Origin of the sequence: Actinomadura geliboluensis (assembly GCF_043197915.1) — a bacterium.
GTDB lineage: Bacteria > Actinomycetota > Actinomycetes > Streptosporangiales > Streptosporangiaceae > Spirillospora > Spirillospora geliboluensis.
Window position 1 is genome coordinate 25,557 of the sequence record NZ_JBICUA010000006.1, and the last position, 16,759, is coordinate 42,315.

The 16,759-nt window shown below is 74.8% G+C and carries 15 protein-coding genes; 9 read left to right on the plus strand and 6 right to left on the minus strand.

The features are described 5' to 3' along the window. Positions 1-9 precede the first annotated feature (9 nt). Positions 10-708 (minus strand): hypothetical protein, encoded by a 699-nt coding sequence (locus ACGFI1_RS20130; RefSeq protein WP_392787005.1) that lies wholly within the window; start codon positions 706-708, stop codon positions 10-12. Then, the gene (wecB, locus tag ACGFI1_RS20135; protein WP_392732516.1) at positions 701-1,801 is read right to left on the minus strand and encodes a non-hydrolyzing UDP-N-acetylglucosamine 2-epimerase; all 1,101 of its coding nucleotides are present in this window, start codon (positions 1,799-1,801) and stop codon (positions 701-703) included. The genes ACGFI1_RS20130 and wecB overlap by 8 nt, the downstream gene beginning before the upstream one ends. A 56-nt stretch (positions 1,802-1,857) precedes the next feature. Between wecB and ACGFI1_RS20140 the strand changes: the two genes are divergently transcribed. The 3 genes from ACGFI1_RS20140 to ACGFI1_RS20150 all read left to right on the plus strand — a co-directional run bounded on the left by ACGFI1_RS20140 (position 1,858) and on the right by ACGFI1_RS20150 (position 5,841). Beyond that, entirely contained in the window at positions 1,858-3,282 is a 1,425-nt protein-coding gene (locus tag ACGFI1_RS20140; RefSeq protein ID WP_392787007.1) for a glycosyltransferase family 4 protein, read from the plus strand. Between the two features lie 19 nt (positions 3,283-3,301). Further along, positions 3,302-4,564 (plus strand): nucleotide sugar dehydrogenase, encoded by a 1,263-nt coding sequence (locus ACGFI1_RS20145; RefSeq protein WP_392732517.1) that lies wholly within the window; start codon positions 3,302-3,304, stop codon positions 4,562-4,564. A gap of 149 nt (positions 4,565-4,713) precedes the next feature. Next, positions 4,714-5,841 carry a glycosyltransferase family 4 protein gene (locus ACGFI1_RS20150; protein ID WP_387077228.1) on the plus strand — a complete coding sequence of 376 codons (1,128 nt, stop codon included), beginning with the start codon at positions 4,714-4,716 and terminating at the stop codon, positions 5,839-5,841. A gap of 23 nt (positions 5,842-5,864) precedes the next feature. On the opposite strand, the gene ACGFI1_RS20155 is transcribed toward ACGFI1_RS20150, so the two are convergent. After that, positions 5,865-7,793 carry an outer membrane protein assembly factor BamB family protein gene (locus tag ACGFI1_RS20155; RefSeq protein ID WP_392787010.1) on the minus strand — a complete coding sequence of 643 codons (1,929 nt, stop codon included), beginning with the start codon at positions 7,791-7,793 and terminating at the stop codon, positions 5,865-5,867. 187 nt (positions 7,794-7,980) lie between these two features. On the opposite strand from ACGFI1_RS20155, the gene ACGFI1_RS20160 reads away from it, so the two are divergent. From ACGFI1_RS20160 to ACGFI1_RS20185, 6 genes are all read left to right on the plus strand, one after another. Then, the gene (locus ACGFI1_RS20160) at positions 7,981-8,577 is read left to right on the plus strand and encodes an HD domain-containing protein (protein ID WP_392787012.1); all 597 of its coding nucleotides are present in this window, start codon (positions 7,981-7,983) and stop codon (positions 8,575-8,577) included. Between the two features lie 57 nt (positions 8,578-8,634). Next, positions 8,635-9,132, plus strand: coding sequence for an SRPBCC family protein (locus ACGFI1_RS20165; RefSeq protein ID WP_364551892.1), 498 nt, complete (start codon positions 8,635-8,637; stop codon positions 9,130-9,132). A 51-nt stretch (positions 9,133-9,183) separates the two neighbouring features. After that, positions 9,184-9,918: an acetoacetate decarboxylase family protein gene (locus ACGFI1_RS20170; protein WP_138638167.1), complete on the plus strand. Its 735-nt coding sequence runs from the start codon at positions 9,184-9,186 to the stop codon at positions 9,916-9,918. After that, complete coding sequence (locus ACGFI1_RS20175; protein ID WP_392787016.1) at positions 9,915-10,580, plus strand: SDR family NAD(P)-dependent oxidoreductase; 666 nt, start codon at positions 9,915-9,917, stop codon at positions 10,578-10,580. The genes ACGFI1_RS20170 and ACGFI1_RS20175 overlap by 4 nt, the downstream gene beginning before the upstream one ends. 91 nt (positions 10,581-10,671) lie before the next feature. After that, positions 10,672-13,185, plus strand: coding sequence for a HelD family protein (locus tag ACGFI1_RS20180; RefSeq protein WP_392787019.1), 2,514 nt, complete (start codon positions 10,672-10,674; stop codon positions 13,183-13,185). Positions 13,186-13,285: 100 nt separating this feature from the next. Then, on the plus strand, positions 13,286-13,927 hold the full coding sequence (locus ACGFI1_RS20185; RefSeq protein WP_387077216.1) for a TetR/AcrR family transcriptional regulator: 642 nt from the start codon (positions 13,286-13,288) through the stop codon (positions 13,925-13,927). A 7-nt stretch (positions 13,928-13,934) separates the two neighbouring features. On the opposite strand, the gene ACGFI1_RS20190 is transcribed toward ACGFI1_RS20185, so the two are convergent. Genes ACGFI1_RS20190 through ACGFI1_RS20200 form a run of 3 tightly spaced genes read right to left on the minus strand, consistent with a single transcriptional unit; the run spans position 13,935 to position 16,715 of the window. Continuing rightward, complete coding sequence (locus ACGFI1_RS20190; protein WP_138640150.1) at positions 13,935-14,789, minus strand: glycosyltransferase family 2 protein; 855 nt, start codon at positions 14,787-14,789, stop codon at positions 13,935-13,937. A 23-nt stretch (positions 14,790-14,812) separates the two neighbouring features. After that, positions 14,813-15,670, minus strand: a complete 858-nt coding sequence (locus ACGFI1_RS20195; protein WP_138640141.1) for a CDP-alcohol phosphatidyltransferase family protein — start codon at positions 15,668-15,670, stop codon at positions 14,813-14,815. After that, on the minus strand, positions 15,660-16,715 hold the full coding sequence (locus ACGFI1_RS20200) for an iron-containing alcohol dehydrogenase family protein (RefSeq protein ID WP_392787524.1): 1,056 nt from the start codon (positions 16,713-16,715) through the stop codon (positions 15,660-15,662). Before ACGFI1_RS20200 ends, ACGFI1_RS20195 begins: the two co-directional genes overlap by 11 nt. Positions 16,716-16,759 lie beyond the last annotated feature (44 nt).

Genomic DNA, 16,759 nt, shown 5'->3' on the forward strand with positions numbered 1-16,759 from the left:
TGGTTCCTTTCAACGGGCCGGTGCCGGGGCGGTGCCGGCGTCCTCGGCGATCTCGGCGAGCCGGCCGGGGGCGGTGGCGGTCGCGTCCCAGGGCAGCGCCGCGAGGGTCGCGGGCGGCGCCGCCCCCCACAGGACGCGCGGGAGCCCGCGGGCGGCGGCGATCTCGCGGATCTCGTGCAGCGCGAGGTCCCGGTCGTACATGCCGGGCACGCCCAGGTACGCCCAGGGGCCGCCGGGTTCGCCGGCCTCCGCGTCCACGACGAGCAGGTCCGCGTCGGCGGAGCCGAGCGCGATCGCCGCGTCGTGCGGGTAGAGCGGAATGACCTTGGCGTGCTCGGCGAGCAGCGCCGCCGTGGCGGGGCTCAGCACGCCCGCGACGATCAGCCCGTCGCAGGGGTTGGCGACGAGGAGGCGGTCCTCGGGCCGGTCGACGCGGTCGGGCTGGACGCCGCCGCGGCCCGGCCCGGATCCCGCCGCCACGGGCGCGTTCCGCTTGCGCCACAGCCGGTACAGCTCCTTCGGCAGCCGCTTGCCGCGCTTGGGGTTGCGCGCGGCGCCGGCGACGAGCCGCCCGAACTGGACGGCGGTGGACGCCTCCAGCGCGGCGATCCGCCGCTCCAGCTCCGCGACCCGCGCCTCGCGCTCGCGCAGCGTCGACTTCAGCCGCCCGAGCTGCTGGTACGCCTTCGCGTCCTTGGCGTCACTCACCCAGATACTCCATGATCACTTCGGCGATGCGGGGACCGGCCTTGCCGTCCCACAGGGGCGGGGTCCGGTCGCGCTTCGGCGGTCCCGACTCCAGCGCCTTGCGCGCGGCGGGCACCAGTTCCTCGAAGGTGACGAGGCGGTTCGTGCCGTGCGTGATGGTGATGGGCCGCTCGGTGTTCGGCCGGACGGTCAGGCACGGCACCCCGAGGATCGTCGTCTCCTCCTGGAGGCCGCCCGAGTCCGTGACGACCGCCGCGGCGCCCCGGACCGCCGCGATGAAGTCGATGTACCCGAGCGGCTCCAGGAGGTGCACGCCTGCGTGGTCGTCCAGCCCGGCGGCGAGCAGATTCGCCCGGCCGCGCGGGTGCACGGGGATGACCAGGTCGGCGAGGTCGGCGACGCCGTGCAGGTGCCGGACGAGCGCGGCGGCCGTCTCCGGCGCGTCCACGTTCGCGGGCCGGTGCATGGTCGCGAGGACGTACCGGTCCGGGAGGCCGTGCTCGGCGCGCACCCGGCCGGTGTCGAAGGAGTCCAGGTTCCCGAGCAGCGTGTCGATCATCGGGTTGCCGACCAGGTGCGTGCGGGACACCGGGACGCCCTCGGCGGCCAGGTGCCCGATCCCCTCCGGGCTCGTGACCAGGCACAGCGCGGAGAGCTGGTCGGTGATCCGCCGGTTGACCTCCTCCGGCATGGTCATGTCGAAGCTGCGCAGCCCGGCCTCCACGTGGGCGACCGGGATGTGCAGCTTGGCCGCGACGAGGGCGGCGGCGATGGTGGAGTTCACGTCGCCGTACACGATGACCAGCGCGGGTGAACGGCTCGTGAACTCCCCCTCCAGGCCGATCATGAGGGCGGCGGTCTGCTCGGCGTGCCCGCCGGAGCCGACGCCGAGGTTCACGTCCGGCTCCGGAAGCCCCAGTTCGTCGAAGAAGATCTCCGACATCCGCGCGTCGTAGTGCTGCCCGGTGTGGACGACCGCCTGCTCGGCACCGGCGGCGCGCAGCGCGGAGATCACCGGGGCCGCCTTGACGAAGTTGGGCCGCGCCCCGAGGACGTGCACGATGGGTGCCAACACAATTTCCCTTCTGTTCATCGGAGCCGCCTAACGTCCGGCCTCGTGGTGAAGAAACCCGTGGTGAAGAAGCTGTGGTGAAGAAATCCGTCTACCTGGCCGGGCTGGCCTGGAGGCAGCTGCGGGACGATCCCGCGCGGGCGCCGCGGCTGGCCGTCCGGCTCGCCGCGCGGACCCCGCTCGGCGCGCGGCTCCGGGGCTCCCCGCTGGCCGTGCCGAAGCCCCGGGACGTCCGGCGCGAGACCGCGGACCTGCGCGCCCTGCTGGCGCAGCCGGTGCGCCCGGTGCGGGGCGAGCCCCGGCCCGGCGACGGCGTGCTCCAGTTCGTCACGAACGCGCTGCCCTGCACGAACGCCGGCTACACCGTGCGGACGCACCGGATCGCGCTCGCCCAGCGTGAGGCGGGCCTCGACACCCATGTGGTCACCAGGCTCGGCTACCCGCTCAACCAGGGCGTCGGCGACGCGCGGGCGCGGGTGGACGTCGACGGCGTCCCCTACCACCGGCTGCTGCCCTGGCTCCCGCCGGCGGACCCGCGGGACGCCGTCGCGACGAGCGCCGACCTGGCCGGACGGCTGGTCGAGGAGCTGCGCCCGGCCGTCCTGCACGCGGTCAGCAACCACCTCAACGCGGCCGTCGCGCTGGAGCTGGGGCGCCGGCACGGGATCCCGGTCGTCTACGAGGTGCGCGGCTTCCTGGAGGACTCCTGGCTCTCCCGCGACCCCGCGCACCGCGAGACCGACGACTTCTACCGGCTGACGCGCGAGCTGGAGACGCGCCGGATGGCCGAGGCGGACGCGGTCGTGACGCTCGGCGAGGCGATGCGGGCGGAGATCGCCTCCCGGGGCGTCCCCGAGGAGAAGATCTTCACGGTGCCGAACGGGGTGGACGAGGCGTTCCTGGAGCCGCTTCCCGACCCCGGCGACCTGCGCGCGCGCCTCGGCATCCCGGACGGCGCCACGGTCGTCGGCCTCACGTCCTCGTTCTACGGCTACGAGGGCATCGACACGCTCATCGACGCCGCCGCGCTGCTGCGCGACCGCGGGGCGCCCGTCACGCTGCTGCTGGTCGGGGACGGCCCGGAGCGCGGCGCGCTGGAGCGGCGCGCCGCCGGGCACGGCGTGCACGCCGTGTTCACCGGCCGCGTGCCGATGGAGTCCGTTCGCCGATACCACGCCGTCCTCGATGTGTTCGCGGTTCCGCGCCGGGCGGACCGGGTGTGCCAATTGGTGACGCCCCTGAAGCCGATCGAGGCGATGGCAGGAGGAATCCCTGTAATAGCCAGTGATGTCAAGGCTCTTCGCGAAATCGTGGAACCGGGCGTGACGGGGACGTTAACAGTTCCGGAAGACCCGGAAGCATGGGCGAATTGTCTGGAAGACCTGGCTTACGCTCCCGAACTGAGACGAAAAATCGGGCGGTCGGCCCGGGAATGGGTCGCGGCGGAGCGCACCTGGCGCGCCGTGACCGCGGGATACCGGGCGGCCTACCGACGGACATAGACCGAAGGGAGCCGGGCGCATGGATCTTGTGGTCATCGGACTCGGCTACGTGGGCCTGCCGCTGGTGCGCGAGGCGTGCCGGGCCGGCCTGCGGGTCGGCGGGCTGGACCGGGACGCGCGGGTGGTGGCCGGGCTCAAGGCCGGGCTGTCGCACATCGACGACGTCTCGCCCGCCGAGATCGGGGACATGCTGGAGGCCGGGTTCGCCCCGAGCCTGGACGAGGACGTCCTGGACGACGCCCGCACCGTGGTCATCTGCGTGCCGACGCCGCTGTCCCCGGAGGGCGGCCCGGACCTGACCGCGGTGCGCGGCGCCGCCGAGACGGTCGCGCGGCACCTGGTCCCGGGGACGCTGGTGGTGCTGGAGTCGACCACCTACCCGGGCACCACCGAGGAGGTCGTCCGGCCGATCCTGGAGACCTCCGGCCTGGTCGCCGGGGAGGAGTTCCACCTGGCGTTCTCGCCGGAGCGGATCGACCCGGGCAACCCCGTCTACGGGGTGCGCAACACCCCGAAGATCGTCGGCGGGCTGACCCCGGCGTGCGCGTCGGCGGCGTCGGCGTTCTACGGCAAGTTCGTCGACCGCGTCGTGGAGGCCAAGGGCACCCGCGAGGCGGAGATGGCGAAGCTGCTGGAGAACACCTACCGGCACGTCAACATCGCGCTCGTCAACGAGATGGCGGTGTTCTGCAACGAGCTCGGCATCGACCTGTGGGACGCCATCGACTGCGCCGCCACCAAGCCGTTCGGGTTCCAGGCGTTCCGGCCGGGGCCGGGCGTCGGCGGGCACTGCATCCCGATCGACCCGAACTACCTGTCGTACAAGGTCAGGTCGCTGGGCTACCCGTTCCGGTTCGTGGAGCTGGCCCAGGAGATCAACGACCGCATGCCGCGGTACGTCGCCGAGCGCGCGCAGCAGCTGCTCAACCGGGAGGGCCGCGCGCTCAAGGGCGCGAAGGTCCTGCTGCTCGGCGTCACCTACAAGGCCGACATCGCCGACCAGCGCGAGTCGCCGGCCCGCCCGGTGGCGCGGCGGCTGGCCCGGCTCGGCGCGGACCTGAGCTTCCACGACCCGTTCGTGGAGTCCTGGGAGGTGGACGGCGAGCAGGTCCGGCACGCGGGCGGCGACCTCGCCGCCGCGCTGCGCGAGGCCGATCTGACGATCGTGCTGGCCGCCCACGCCGCCTACGACGCCGGGACGCTGACCCGGCACGCGCGGCTGCTGTTCGACACCCGCGGCCGGACGCGCGACGCCCGCCGGGAGTCCGTGGAGCTGCTCTAGCCCGCAGCACCCGGCCAGGCACGACCACACAGGGACGAGTCGCCGGTCACCGGACATGTCGCGGACGGGCGGAATTCATCGGCAATTTCCATCGGCGGCCGAGACTCGTCCTAAGACGATCGATTTCGGCGCCTTACGGAGTGAGTGTGATGCGGGTCTGCGTTTGCACGGTGGTGCACCATCCCGAGGACGCACGCATTCTGCACCGGCAGATCCGCGCGCTGCTCGATGCCGGCCATGAGGTCACATATATCGCTCCATTTCGGGCATGTAATGCGACCCCGTGGCGGGAGCTCAGCCCGGTGGACATCCCCCGCGCCACGGGGCGGCGCCGCCTCCGGGCGCTGCGCGCCGCCCACCGGGCGCTCACCGAGCACGCCGCGTACGCCGACCTCGTCCTGCTGCACGACCCCGAACTGCTGGTGGGGCTGCCCCGCGAGGTCCGGCAGCGGACGGTCGTCTGGGACGTCCACGAGGACACCGCCGCCGCGCTGTCGGCCAAGGGCTGGCTGCCCGGCCCGGCGCGGCCGGTGCTGCGCCCGGCCGTCCACCACCTGGAGCGGCGCAGCGAGCGTCGGCACCGGCTGCTGCTCGCCGAGGAGGGCTACCGGGACCGGTTCCGCGGGGACCACCCGGTCGTGCCCAACACCACCTACGTCGCCGAGCGGCCGCCCGGCCCGCCGGACGGCCGCCGCGCCGTCTACGTCGGGCAGCTGTCCCGGGCGCGCGGCGCCCTCGACATGATCGAGATGGCCCGGCCGCTGGCCGCCGAGGGCATCCTGGTCGAGCTGATCGGCGCCGCCGACGCCGACGTCCGGGACGCGCTGCGGGCGGCGCAGCGCGAGGGCGTCGTCCGCTGGTACGGGTTCGTCCCGAACGACCGGGCGCTGCGCATCGCCGAGGGCGCGATGGCCGGGCTCGCGCTGCTGCACGACGAGCCGAACTACCGGCACTCGATGCCGACGAAGGTCGTCGAGTACATGGCCCGCGGCATCCCGGTCGTCACCACGCCGAACCCGCCCGCGGTCGACATCGTCGAGCCCGCCGACTGCGGGACCGTCGTCCCGTTCGGCGACCCGCAGGCCGCCGCGAAGGCCGTCCTGCGGCTGCGGGACGACCCCGAGCGGCGGGCGGAGCAGGGCCGGCGCGGCTACGAGGCGGCCCGCGCCCGGTTCCACTGGCCCGTCCACGCCGCGCGGTTCGTCGCGCAGCTGGAGGCGTGGGCCGACCGGTCGGCCGACGTCGCCGCCGAGCCGGAGCCCGTCCCCGAGTACTGACCCGGCCCGACGCCGGCCCGGCTTCAGGCCGGGTGGTGCAGCCGGTACGCGACCGACCGGGCGATGCGCGCCGCCGCCCCCGGCGGCCGGTTCGCCTCCACCACCACGACGTACCGGCCGACGCGCAGCGCGATCATCCCGGCGGTCGGGCCGATCTCGTACGCCTCGTCCCCGCCGATGTCGCGGCGCTTCCTGGCCTGCGACTGCGCGGCCTGCAGGGCGTCCAGCATCCGCGCGGCGGCCTCGTCGGTCTCGCCCACCCAGCGGACGCTCACCGTGAGGCCCCGCACGGGCGGTTCGGCGTCCGCGCTCGCGCTCGCGGACGGCTTCGGCTTGGCCGACCCCGACGCGCTCGGGCTCGACGTCGGCTTCGGTTTCGGCTTCGGCTCCGCCTCCGGCGACGCGCTCTTCTCGCCCTCCGGACCGTCCTTCGACTCGGGCTCGTCGCGCCCGCCGCGGTCCCCGCGCCGCTCGTAGCTGCACGACACCGGGCGCGGCAGCCGGACGCCCCCGGCGGACGCGCGGTGCGGCTCGGCCGCGTAGCCGGTCATCCGGGCCGCCGCCAGGTCGGGCCCGGTGAGCAGCGAGCACGCGTCCGGCCAGTCCGCCGCGGGCACGCCGCCGAGCTCGGCCGGGCCGGTGCCGGTGAGCCCGCCGCGCAGCGCGACCAGCCGCGCCGCGCCGTCCGGGCGCGGCGCCGCCTGCGGGACGGCCGCGTACAGCAGCCCGCCCGCCGCCGCCATCCAGGGCCGCGCGCCGGGCAGGTCCGGGTCCATCGAGAACGGCGCCGGGGCGGTGATCGTGGCGCCGCCGGACGGCTCGACGATGTCGACCCCGGCGGGAAGCAGCCCCTCCGACAGGCGCGGGCGCAGCGCGAAGACCTGCCCGCCGGCCTGCGCCAGCGCCACGTACGCGGGGACGTCGCGGCCCCAGGCGATCCGTCCGGACGGCACGTCCACCGCCTCCATCCGGGTCGCGCCGGACCGGGACCCCTCCGGGTGGTAGACGACCAGGAGCCGCCCCGGCACCAGCACCCCCGGGCACATCAGGTCGCCGCAGACCCCGTCGCCCTCCCACATCCCGAACTGGTCGCCCTCGTCGTCGAACGCGCGCAGCGCCGTGCCGTCCGAGACGAGCGTGACGCCGTCCAGCATCGAGACCTCGGGCGACTCCTTGGAGCCGAGCCGCTCGTCCCAGGCGACGGTGCCCTTCGCCGGATCGACCGCGAGCAGCCGGCTGCGCCGCCGCCCGTCCTCCCGGCAGTCCAGGCCGAACGCGGCGAGGACCTCCCGGCCGTCGGCGGGGTGCGCGCCGCCCTCGAACAGCCGGCAGCCGCGCGGCAGCGCCAGCCGCCACACCCGCTTCCCGGTCACCGCCGACACGCCGAACAGCGTCCGGTCCGCGTCGTCGGTGGTCAGCACGATGTCCGAGCCGGCGGGCCAGCGCAGCGTCGACCGCGACACCGCGGCGGGGCGCTCGCCCTCCCGCCGCCACAGCAGCCCGCCCGACAGCGCGTCGAACGCCACCAGCACCCGGTCGGCGCGCTCGCCGTTGCGCTCGAAGTAGGCGACCAGCCGGGACCGGGTGGCGGTCCAGCCGAGCATCGTCCAGCCGGACCGGCGGTAGCTCCAGCGGTCGGCGCCGGTCCGCGCGTCCCGCACCTCGATCCCGTTCCCGGACGCGGTCACGACCTGGCCGAGCGCGACCTGGTAGGAGACGCCGTCGTAGCCCGCGACGGAGCCGTGGTGCGTCGGGGTCGTCCGCTCCCAGCTCACCGCGAGCGGCCCCGGCGGCGGCCCGACCTCGCGCTGCGGCGTGACGGGCTCGCCGGTCACCGTGTGCCGCACCTGCCACCACTCGGCGCGCAGCACGTACTTCTCGACCAGCACGACGCACAGCACGACGGAGACCGCGGCGGAGACCAGGCCGAGCGCGACGCGGACCCTGCCCACGGTCTCCGGTCGGCCACCAGGCCGCTGCCGGCTCCCGACCACGACCGCGCCGCCTCCCTCCGCCGACTGCACCGTGCCCGCCGTTCACCGTGCCCGCTGATTACCGTGCCTGCTGATTACTGTGTCTTGGGACGACACCCACCATGCCGTGTGCGGGGCGTCCGGCGCGACAGAACGGAGTTGAACCATGGAGGTCTTCACTCGCTGGCACACCTGGGACACGGCCCGTGCGGACATCGAGGCGTCCGGCGCCCCGATCGACGTGGACGCCCTGGGAAGGGCGGTGTCCGCCGCGGAGCGCTGGCACGGCGACCAGAAGCGCCCCACGGGCGCACCCTATGTCGAGCATCTGCTGGAGGCCCTCGAAGTGCTCGTGCGCGGGGCCGGGGTGACCACGCCGTCCGTACTGTCGGCGGCGGTGCTGCACGACGTCGTCGAGGACACCCCGGCGACGCTGCGGGACGTGGAGGACGAGTTCGGCCCGGAGGTCACCGAGCTGGTCGACTGGGTCACCAAGCCCCCGGCGGGCGGGGCCGGGCGGCAGGCCAAGCGCGCCGCCAAGGCCGCCTACCTGCGCCGCCTCGGCGACGCCCCGCCCGAGGCCGTCCGGGTGAAGCTCGCCGACCGGGCCAGCAACGTCCAGACCCTCGACCGGATGCCGCCCGACTTCCAGCGCCGCTACTACGCCGAGACGATCACCTACATCGTCCCGCTGGCCGCGGCCGAGCCCTGGTTCAAGAGCTGGTACGCGGCCTGGCGGGCCGAATACGCCCACCTGCTGTGACCGTCGCTGTGACCGCACCCCTATGACCGAATGGTCATGAGGTGGGAGGATTCCGCCATGGAACGCGAGTGGGTGGTCGAGGAGAGCACGGCCGTCGCGGCCGGGACCCGGGACGTGTACGCGGCCGTCGCCGACCTGCGCCGGATGGGCGACTGGAGCCCCGAGGTGTTCGCGGTCTGGGTGCGCGGACGGTCGATCGCGCCCGGCACGCGGTTCGTCGGGTTCAACCGGATCGGGTGGCGTGTGTGGTTCACCACATGCCAGGTGACGGCGGCGGTGCCGGGCGAGGCGTTCGCGTTCCGGGTGTCGAGCTTCGGCATGCCGGTCGCGCTGTGGGGGTACCGCTTCGAGGACGTCTCGGACGGCGCGGCGGAGCCCCGGACGCGGCTCACCGAGTACTGGGAGGATCTGCGCCGCGACGGCCGGGGCGCGGCGTTCGTCTCGCTGCTCGGCAAGGTCTTCACCGGCGTCCCGGCGGAGCGGCGCGCCGCCGTGAACCGCGCGGGCATGCGCGCCACGCTCGACCGCATCCGGACGGCCGTCGAGCGGGGTTGAGGCCCCGGCCGGTCCTTGGCAGCAAAACGAGAACCTGTTCTACTAAGCGGTGTGACAAGCACCGTGCAAGCGCATGCCATCCAGGGCGAGCGGGTCACCCTCCCGGTGCGGATCCGCGACGCCGCGGTGGCGTCGGCGATGTTCGCCGTGCCCGCCCGCGCCGCCCAGGCCGTCATCGCCTACTCCGGGCTGACCGTGGCCGAGCCGCTGCCCGGCCGGGCGATCTGCTCGCTGGCGTTCGTCCGGTACGCCGACGGCGACCTCGGGCCCTACCACGAGTTCGCCGTCGCGTTCCTGGTGCGGCCGCCCGGCGCGCCGGCGTCCGGGCTCCTCGGCGGGCTGCGCGGCATCGGCGCGTTCATCCACTGGCTGCCGGTCAACCAGGAGTTCACCCTGGAGGCCGGACGGACGATCTGGGGCTTCCCCAAGGAGATCGCCGACATGCCCATGGACCTGTCCGCGCGCGTCAAGCGGTGCGCGGTGCGGTTCGGCGGGCGCACGGCGATCGAACTGGCCGTGAAGCCCGGCGTGCCGATGCCGGGGAGCACCGCCGCGCCCAAGGTCGACGCCTACTCGTGCCTGGACGGGGTCACGCGCCGCACACCATGGACGCTCACGCCGTCCGACGTCCGGACCCGTCCGGGCGGGGCCAAGGTCGTCCTGGGCGACCACCCGGTGGCGGAGGAACTGCGCGGGCTCGGGCTGGACCGGGCGCGCGCGCTGAGCACCAGCAGCGTCGGCCACCTGCAAATGGTGTTCGAGGGCGCCGAGGAGGTGCGCCCGTGAGGCGGACGGCACTGGTCACCGGCGCGGCCCACGGCCTCGGCGCGCTGGCCGCGCGGCGGCTCGCGGCGGCGGCCTGGGACGTCGTCGCGGTCGACGTCGACGAGGTGGGCCTGGCGAAGACGGCGCTGCGCTCCCCCAACATGCACGTGCGGGCCTGCGACGTCGGCGACTCCGATGCCGTCGCCGACCTGCTCGCGGTGATCGGCCCCGTGCACCGCGTCGTGCACGCCGCCGCGATCGCGCCCGCCGCACCCCCGCTGATCCAGCCCCTCACTGAGGTAGAACACGTTCTCCGCACCGATGTGCTCGGCGCGGTGCACATCGCGCGGGCCACGCTGCCGGGAATGCTGGAGCGCGGCTCCGGCGAGCTGGTCCTCTGCGCGCCGCCCCCGGCGGCGGGCGCGACGGCCGCCGCGTCCGGGGCGGTCGCCGCCTACACCGAGACGCTGTACCGCGAGTACGGCGGGCAGGGCGTGGTGTTCCGGTGCGTCCGGCAGGACGGCGAGACGGCGCCGCGCCACGTCCTCGACGCGCTGGACCGCTCGTTCGCGCGCCCGCCCGGCGACCTGCACGTACGGCCAGGTCAGGGCCGCGCGGCCCTGGTCGCGCCGGGCCGCGCCGCGCGCCGCCTCGCCCGCGCCCGGACGGCCGCTCCGCACTGAACCGAAGGCCGACCGCATAAGCTGTCTCCTTCGCCCCTTAGGCGGGCCGGGGGACGTCCCCGGCACGACACACGTGCGAGGAGCAGCCTGCATGTCGTCCCAGGTCACCGGGCGGCCGACCGGTCCCGGCGGCACGGTCAAGGATCAAGAGATCGCCGCCGAGCAGCGCTACGTCGACATCGCCTACGCGCGGCTGGAGGAGATGCGCGCCGCCGCCCAGGCCATGATCCGCGAGGGCTACCGCCAGTCGCTGGCCGGCACCAAGGGCTCGCTCGTCGACCGGGACGCCATGGTCCACCAGGCGTCGCTGCGCGCCCAGGCCCTCGACATCGCCGACGACGGGCTGGTGTTCGGCCGGCTCGACCTCCACCCGGCCGAGCAGGGCGACCGCGAGGTCCGCTACATCGGCCGCGTCGGGGTGCGCACCGGCGAGCACGACTCCCTGGTGATCGACTGGCGGGCGCCCGCCGCCGAGGACTTCTACCGCGCCACCCCCGAGGACCCGCGCGGCGTCGTCCGCCGCCGCGTCCTGCACTCGCGCGGCCACACCGTCGTCGACCTGGAGGACGACCTCCTCGACCCGGACGCGGCCGACGGCATGACCATCGTCGGCGACGGCGCGTTCCTCGCCTCGCTCGCCCGCGCCCGCGAGGGCGCCATGCGCGACATCGTCGCGACGATCCAGCGCGAGCAGGACGAGGTCATCCGCGCGCCCGCCGACGGCACCGTGCTGGTGCGCGGCGCCCCCGGCACCGGCAAGACGGCCGTCGCCCTGCACCGCGTCGCCTACCTGCTGTTCCGGCACCGGCGCCGGTTCGGGTCGCGCGGCGTCCTGGTGATCGGCCCGAACCGCCGCTTCACCGCCTACATCGAGCGGGTGCTGCCGTCGCTCGGCGAGGGCTCGGCGACCCTGCGCTCGCTCGGCGACCTCGTCGACGGGGCCGCCGCGACCGTCCACGACCCGCCGCGCCTCGCCCGCGTCAAGGGCGGCGAGGCGATGGCGGCCGTGCTGCGCCGCGCCGTCGCCGACCACGCCCCCGGCGCCCCGGACGAGCTGCGCGTCGTGTTCAAGGGCATCGTCGTCACCCTCGACCGGGCCCGGCTCGACCGGCTCCGCAACGACCTCCACCGGCGCAGCCGCGGCAGCGTCAACGCGGCGCGCGGCCGGGCCGCCGAGGCGCTCCTGGACGCCCTCTGGCGCCGCTTCACCGACGTCGGCGGGCCGGAGGCCGCCGCGGCCGAGGAGGACGCCGAGACCGGGCTGTGGAACGCGATCCTGGCCGCCGACGGCCTCGCCTCCCTCGACGACGAGCCGGCCCGCGGCCGGCAGAACGGCGGGGCCCGGCAGAACGGCGACCCCAAGCGCGCCCAGTTCGACGCCCGCGTCCGCGAGCAGCGCTCGTTCACCGACTTCCTCGTCGCCTGGTGGCCGCTCCGCCGCCCGCTGGACGTGCTGCGCTCCCTCGGCGACCCCGAGCGGCTGCGCCGCGCCGCCGGCCGCGACCTCGACCGCGCCGACGTCGAGCCGCTCGCCGCGTCCTGGGCCGGAGCCGACGCCCCGCTCAGCTACCAGGACGTCGCGCTGCTGGACGAGCTCGACGCGCTGCTCGGCTCGCCGCCCCGCCCGTCCCGCCGCCGCAGGGCCGCGGCCGACGACGACCCGTTCGTGGTGGACGGCGTCAACATCCTCACCGGTGAGGAGGTCGCGGACGACACGTGGGAGCCGGAGATGCAGGAGCTGACCACGTCGATCGAACGGCTCGAACGGTCCCGCCGCGTCGACGACGGCGTGGTGGAGGAGCGTCCCGAGTACGCGCACATCGTCGTCGACGAGGCGCAGGACCTCTCGCCCATGCAGTGGCGGATGCTCGGCCGGCGCGGCCGCCAGGCCAGCTGGACGATCGTGGAGGACCCGGCCCAGAGCGCCTGGGAGGACCTCGACGCCGCCCGCGGCGCGATGGAGGCGGCGCTCGGCGGCGAGAAGCCCGCGCGGGGCCGCCGCCGCCCGCGCAAGGCCGCGCCGCGCACGCGGCACGAGTACGAGCTGACGACGAACTACCGCAACTCCACCGAGATCGCGGCGGTGTCCGCGCGGGTGCTGGCGCGCGCGCTGCCCGACGCCCGTCCGGCCCGCGCCGTCCGCACGTCCGGGATCGACCCGGTCGTGCGGGTCGTGCCCGAGCCCGACCTGCCCGCCGCCGCCCGCGCCGCCACCGAGGAACTCCTCGGCCAGGTCGAGGGCACGATCGGCCTGATCGTCCCGATGCCCGCGGGAGAGACCGACCGCGCCGCAGCCCCGGAGCCCGCCCAGGCGTCCCTGTTCGACGCCCCGGCCGAACCCGCCCCCACCGGCGGAGCGGTGGCGTGGACGGAGGCCGACCGGGAGCGGCTCGGCGACGGCCTCCCCGAGCGCGTGCAGGTGCTCGACGTCCTGGAGGCCAAGGGGCTGGAGTTCGACGCCGCCGTCATCGTGGCGCCGGAGACCGTCGCCGCCCAGTCGCCGCGCGGGCTGCGCGTCCTGTACGTCGCGGTGTCCCGCGCCACGCAGCGGCTGACCGTCCTCACCGCCGACCCCGAATGGCGCGACACCCTGCTGACCGACTGAACGGGCCCCGCCGGCCCGCCCGCGCAAGGGTGATATCGGCCCGTGCGTGCGGGTTAGGCTGACGCTGCCCCCTTTCGCACGCACGGGTGAACGGAGACCAATGAGCGGCCGGAATCCCGCACCCAGGCGCAGCTACGGCGGCCGGTCCGCGGAGGAGCGCCGCGCCGAGCGGCGGGAGCGCCTGCTCGCCGCCGGGCTCGAACTGTTCGGCACCCGCGGCTACGCCGCGACCTCCATCGAGCGGCTGTGCGCGACCGCGAGCGTGTCGACCCGCAACTTCTACGAGGAGTTCTCCGGACGCGAGGAACTCCTCACCGCGCTCCACACCGCCATCAACGAGCGCGCCGCGCAGGCCCTCGCCGACGCCTACGCCGGCGCGGCCGAGGCCGACCTCCCCACCCGGGTCGAGCGGGCCGTCCGCGCGTTCGTCACCGTCACCGCCAGCGACCCGCGCTGGGCCCGCATCGCGTTCGTCGAGGTCATCGGCGTCAGCGCGGACCTGGAACGGCACCGCTTCGGCTGGCGCGGCCGGTGGGAGGACACCCTGCTCACGATGACCCGGGAGGCGGTCGAGCGCGGCGAGGCCGCCGACCGCGACCACCGGCTCACGATGATCGCCGTGATCGGGGCCGTCAACAACCTCGTCCACCACTGGTCCGCCCGCGACCAGGACGTCCCGCTCGACGACATCACCGCCGAACTCACGCACCTCATCCTGGCCGCGGTCACCGCACCCAGATGAACCGCCCCTAGATGATGGGCGGGCGGCCCGTCCGCGTCATCCGCCAGGCGGTGCGGTAGGAGATCGGGCGGCGGGGCCCGGCCGACTTGCGCCAGCCCTCCAGGAAGCCCTTGAACCACGGCTTGAGCGCGCTCGGCCTGCGCTCGCGCAGGACGGTCATGCCGACCCACACGGCGAGGTAGGTGAGCGCCAGCGGCCACGGCAGGTTGCGGCGCGCCAGCCAGACCCGGTTGCGGGCGTTGTAGCGGTAGAACATGTCGTGCCGCGTCGGCAGCACCGCCGGGTGGAACATCACCGCGGACGCGTCGTAGACGATGCGGTAGCCCGCGTTGAGGATCTGCCAGGCGAGGTCGGTCTCCTCGTGGGCGTAGAAGAAGTCCTCGGGGAGGCCGCCGCCCGCGTCGAACGCCGCCCGCCGGATCGCGCAGGCGCCGCCGAGGAACGTCGTGACCGGGGACGAGCGCTCCGGGTCGCCGGCGCGCAGCCGCGGCACGTGCCGGCGCTCGCCGCGCCCGCCCTCGGGGTCGCGGACGCGGAACGAGACGACGCCGAGGTCTGGCTCGGCGGAGAACCGGTCGCGCAGGTGCACGCCGAGGCGGGGGGAGCGGTACCAGCCGTCGTCGTCCAGGAACAGGACGACGTCGCCGCAGGACGCCTCCACGCCCCGGTTGCGCCCGCCCGGGATGCCGAGGTTCGTGGGGAGGGTGAGGGTCTTGACGCGCTCGTCGTCGAACGGCGCGACGCCCGCGCGGTCGCCGACCGGGTCGACGCCGTTGCCGACGAGGACGACCTCGACGTCCACGTGCTCCTGCTCCAGGGCGCTGCTGACGGCGCGGGCCAGCTCCGCCGGCCGGTTGCCCATCGTCAGGACGACGACGCTGAGTTTCACTTCAGCCTCCGGGAGGCCAGGATGCTGACGAGGTGGAGCAGGGTCTGCAGCACCGCGACGGCGGCCACCGCGACCGTGAGGACGCGGACCGCGGCGGGGGTCTCGGTGCCGAGCACGGTGTCGAGCACGGCCGCCGCGAGGATCAGCAGCGACAGCTCGACCGCCCCGATGATCCGGTGGAAGCGCAGCATCGACGCCGCCTGCCGGGCGAGCGCGATGCCGGTGGAGCGGGGCCGCAGCGCCCGGTCGCCGCCGGTCGGGTCGGCGGCGAGCCCCGACTTCGCCCGCGCGACGACGACGTTGTCGGTCTCCGCCTTGATCAGCGCGGCGCCGAGCGCGGCGACGAGGCCGAGCTCCACCCAGCCGCCGTTCTTCCAGCCGCCCTGCGCCATGAAGCCGAGCCCGATCAGCAGCGAGACCTCGGACAGGTAGTGGCCGATGCGGTCGAGGAACACCCCGGCGACCGAGGTCTGCCGCAGGTAGCGGGCGACCTCGCCGTCCACGCAGTCGAGCAGCAGGTAGACCTGGATGAGGACGGCGCCGCCGATCGCCGTCCACAGCTCGGGCGCGGGCAGCGACACGACGACGCCGGCGATGACGCCGCTCGCCATCATCAGGTACGTCAGCTGGTTCGGGCTGAAGCCGAGCCGCAGCGCCAGCCACCCGAAGTAGGGCGACAGGGCCCGCATGTAGAGGCGGCCCGCCCAGTGCTCCTCGTTGCGCCGGTCCTTCAGGCCGGGAGGCTGCCCGTACCGGCGGACGTCGGCGACCTTGGCTCCTTTGCGGTGCGGCCGGTGGTCGCCGTCGCCGGGCGGTGCCGCGGAGTCGTTCTGCCCCGGGAGCTCAGCCTCCATGGGCCTGGACATACTCTTCCACCGCCTTGCGGGTCTCGCCCTCGTCGAGATCGAGGTATTCCAAGATGGTGTAGCGGCCGGGCCGGGTCTGCGGCGCGAGCCGCACGGCCTCGCTGAACTGCTCGACGCTGAGCCCGATGTCGCCCGGCAGGCGGGGCAGGCCGTGCCGGGCGAGGCAGTCGAGGATCTCGTGCAGCCGCTCCCCGCCCACGCCGAGGCGGGTGGAGCGCAGGTGGTAGCAGAACGCCGTGCCGATCCCGGCGAGCTCCCCGTGGTTCGCGGTGTCGGGGAACAGCTGGTCGATGGCGTGCAGGATCTCGTGGTCGCCGCCGCTCGCCGGCCGGGAGTCGCCGGCGAACGCCATCGACATCCCCGACAGCACCAGGCTCTCGGCGAGGACGGTGAGGAACCGGTCGTCCTCGATCGAGCCGGGCTGGTGCAGCAGCGCCTCGGCGGCGGTGCGCGCCACGGTCAGCGCCATCCGGTCGACCCGCTCGCCGCACTGCTCGGCGGCGAGCAGCCAGTCGTCCACCGCGGAGAAGTTGCTCACCACGTCGCCGATCCCGGCGCGGATCAGCCGGGCGGGCGCGGCGTGCACGTAGTCGAGGTCGACGACCATCGCGAGCGGCATCACCACGCCGAACGAGCCCTTGCCGCCGTCGTGGACGAGCGAGGCGACCGGCGAGCAGATGCCGTCGTGGGACAGGTTCGTCGCGACCGACACCATCGGGATGCCCGACAGCGTCGCCGCGTACTTGGTGGCGTCGATCGTCCGGCCGCCGCCGATGCCGACGACGGCCTCGTAGGAGCCGGCGCGCAGCTTGGACCCCAGCGCGACCGCGGCGTCCACGGTGCCGCCCTCGACCTGGAACACGTCGCAGGCCGACAGGGACGGCCGTACCTGCTCGGCGATCTGGTCGCCCTGGCCGGGGCCGACGGCGATCGCCACCCGTCCCTCGGTGACGATCCGCCGGTCGGCGAGCAGTTCGCCGAGGGCCGCGACGGCACCGCGCCGCACGTCGATGGAGAGCGGCGCGTTGAGCATCCGCGTCAGCAGGGGCATGAGCCTCCTCGCTCGGGGTCGGGCGC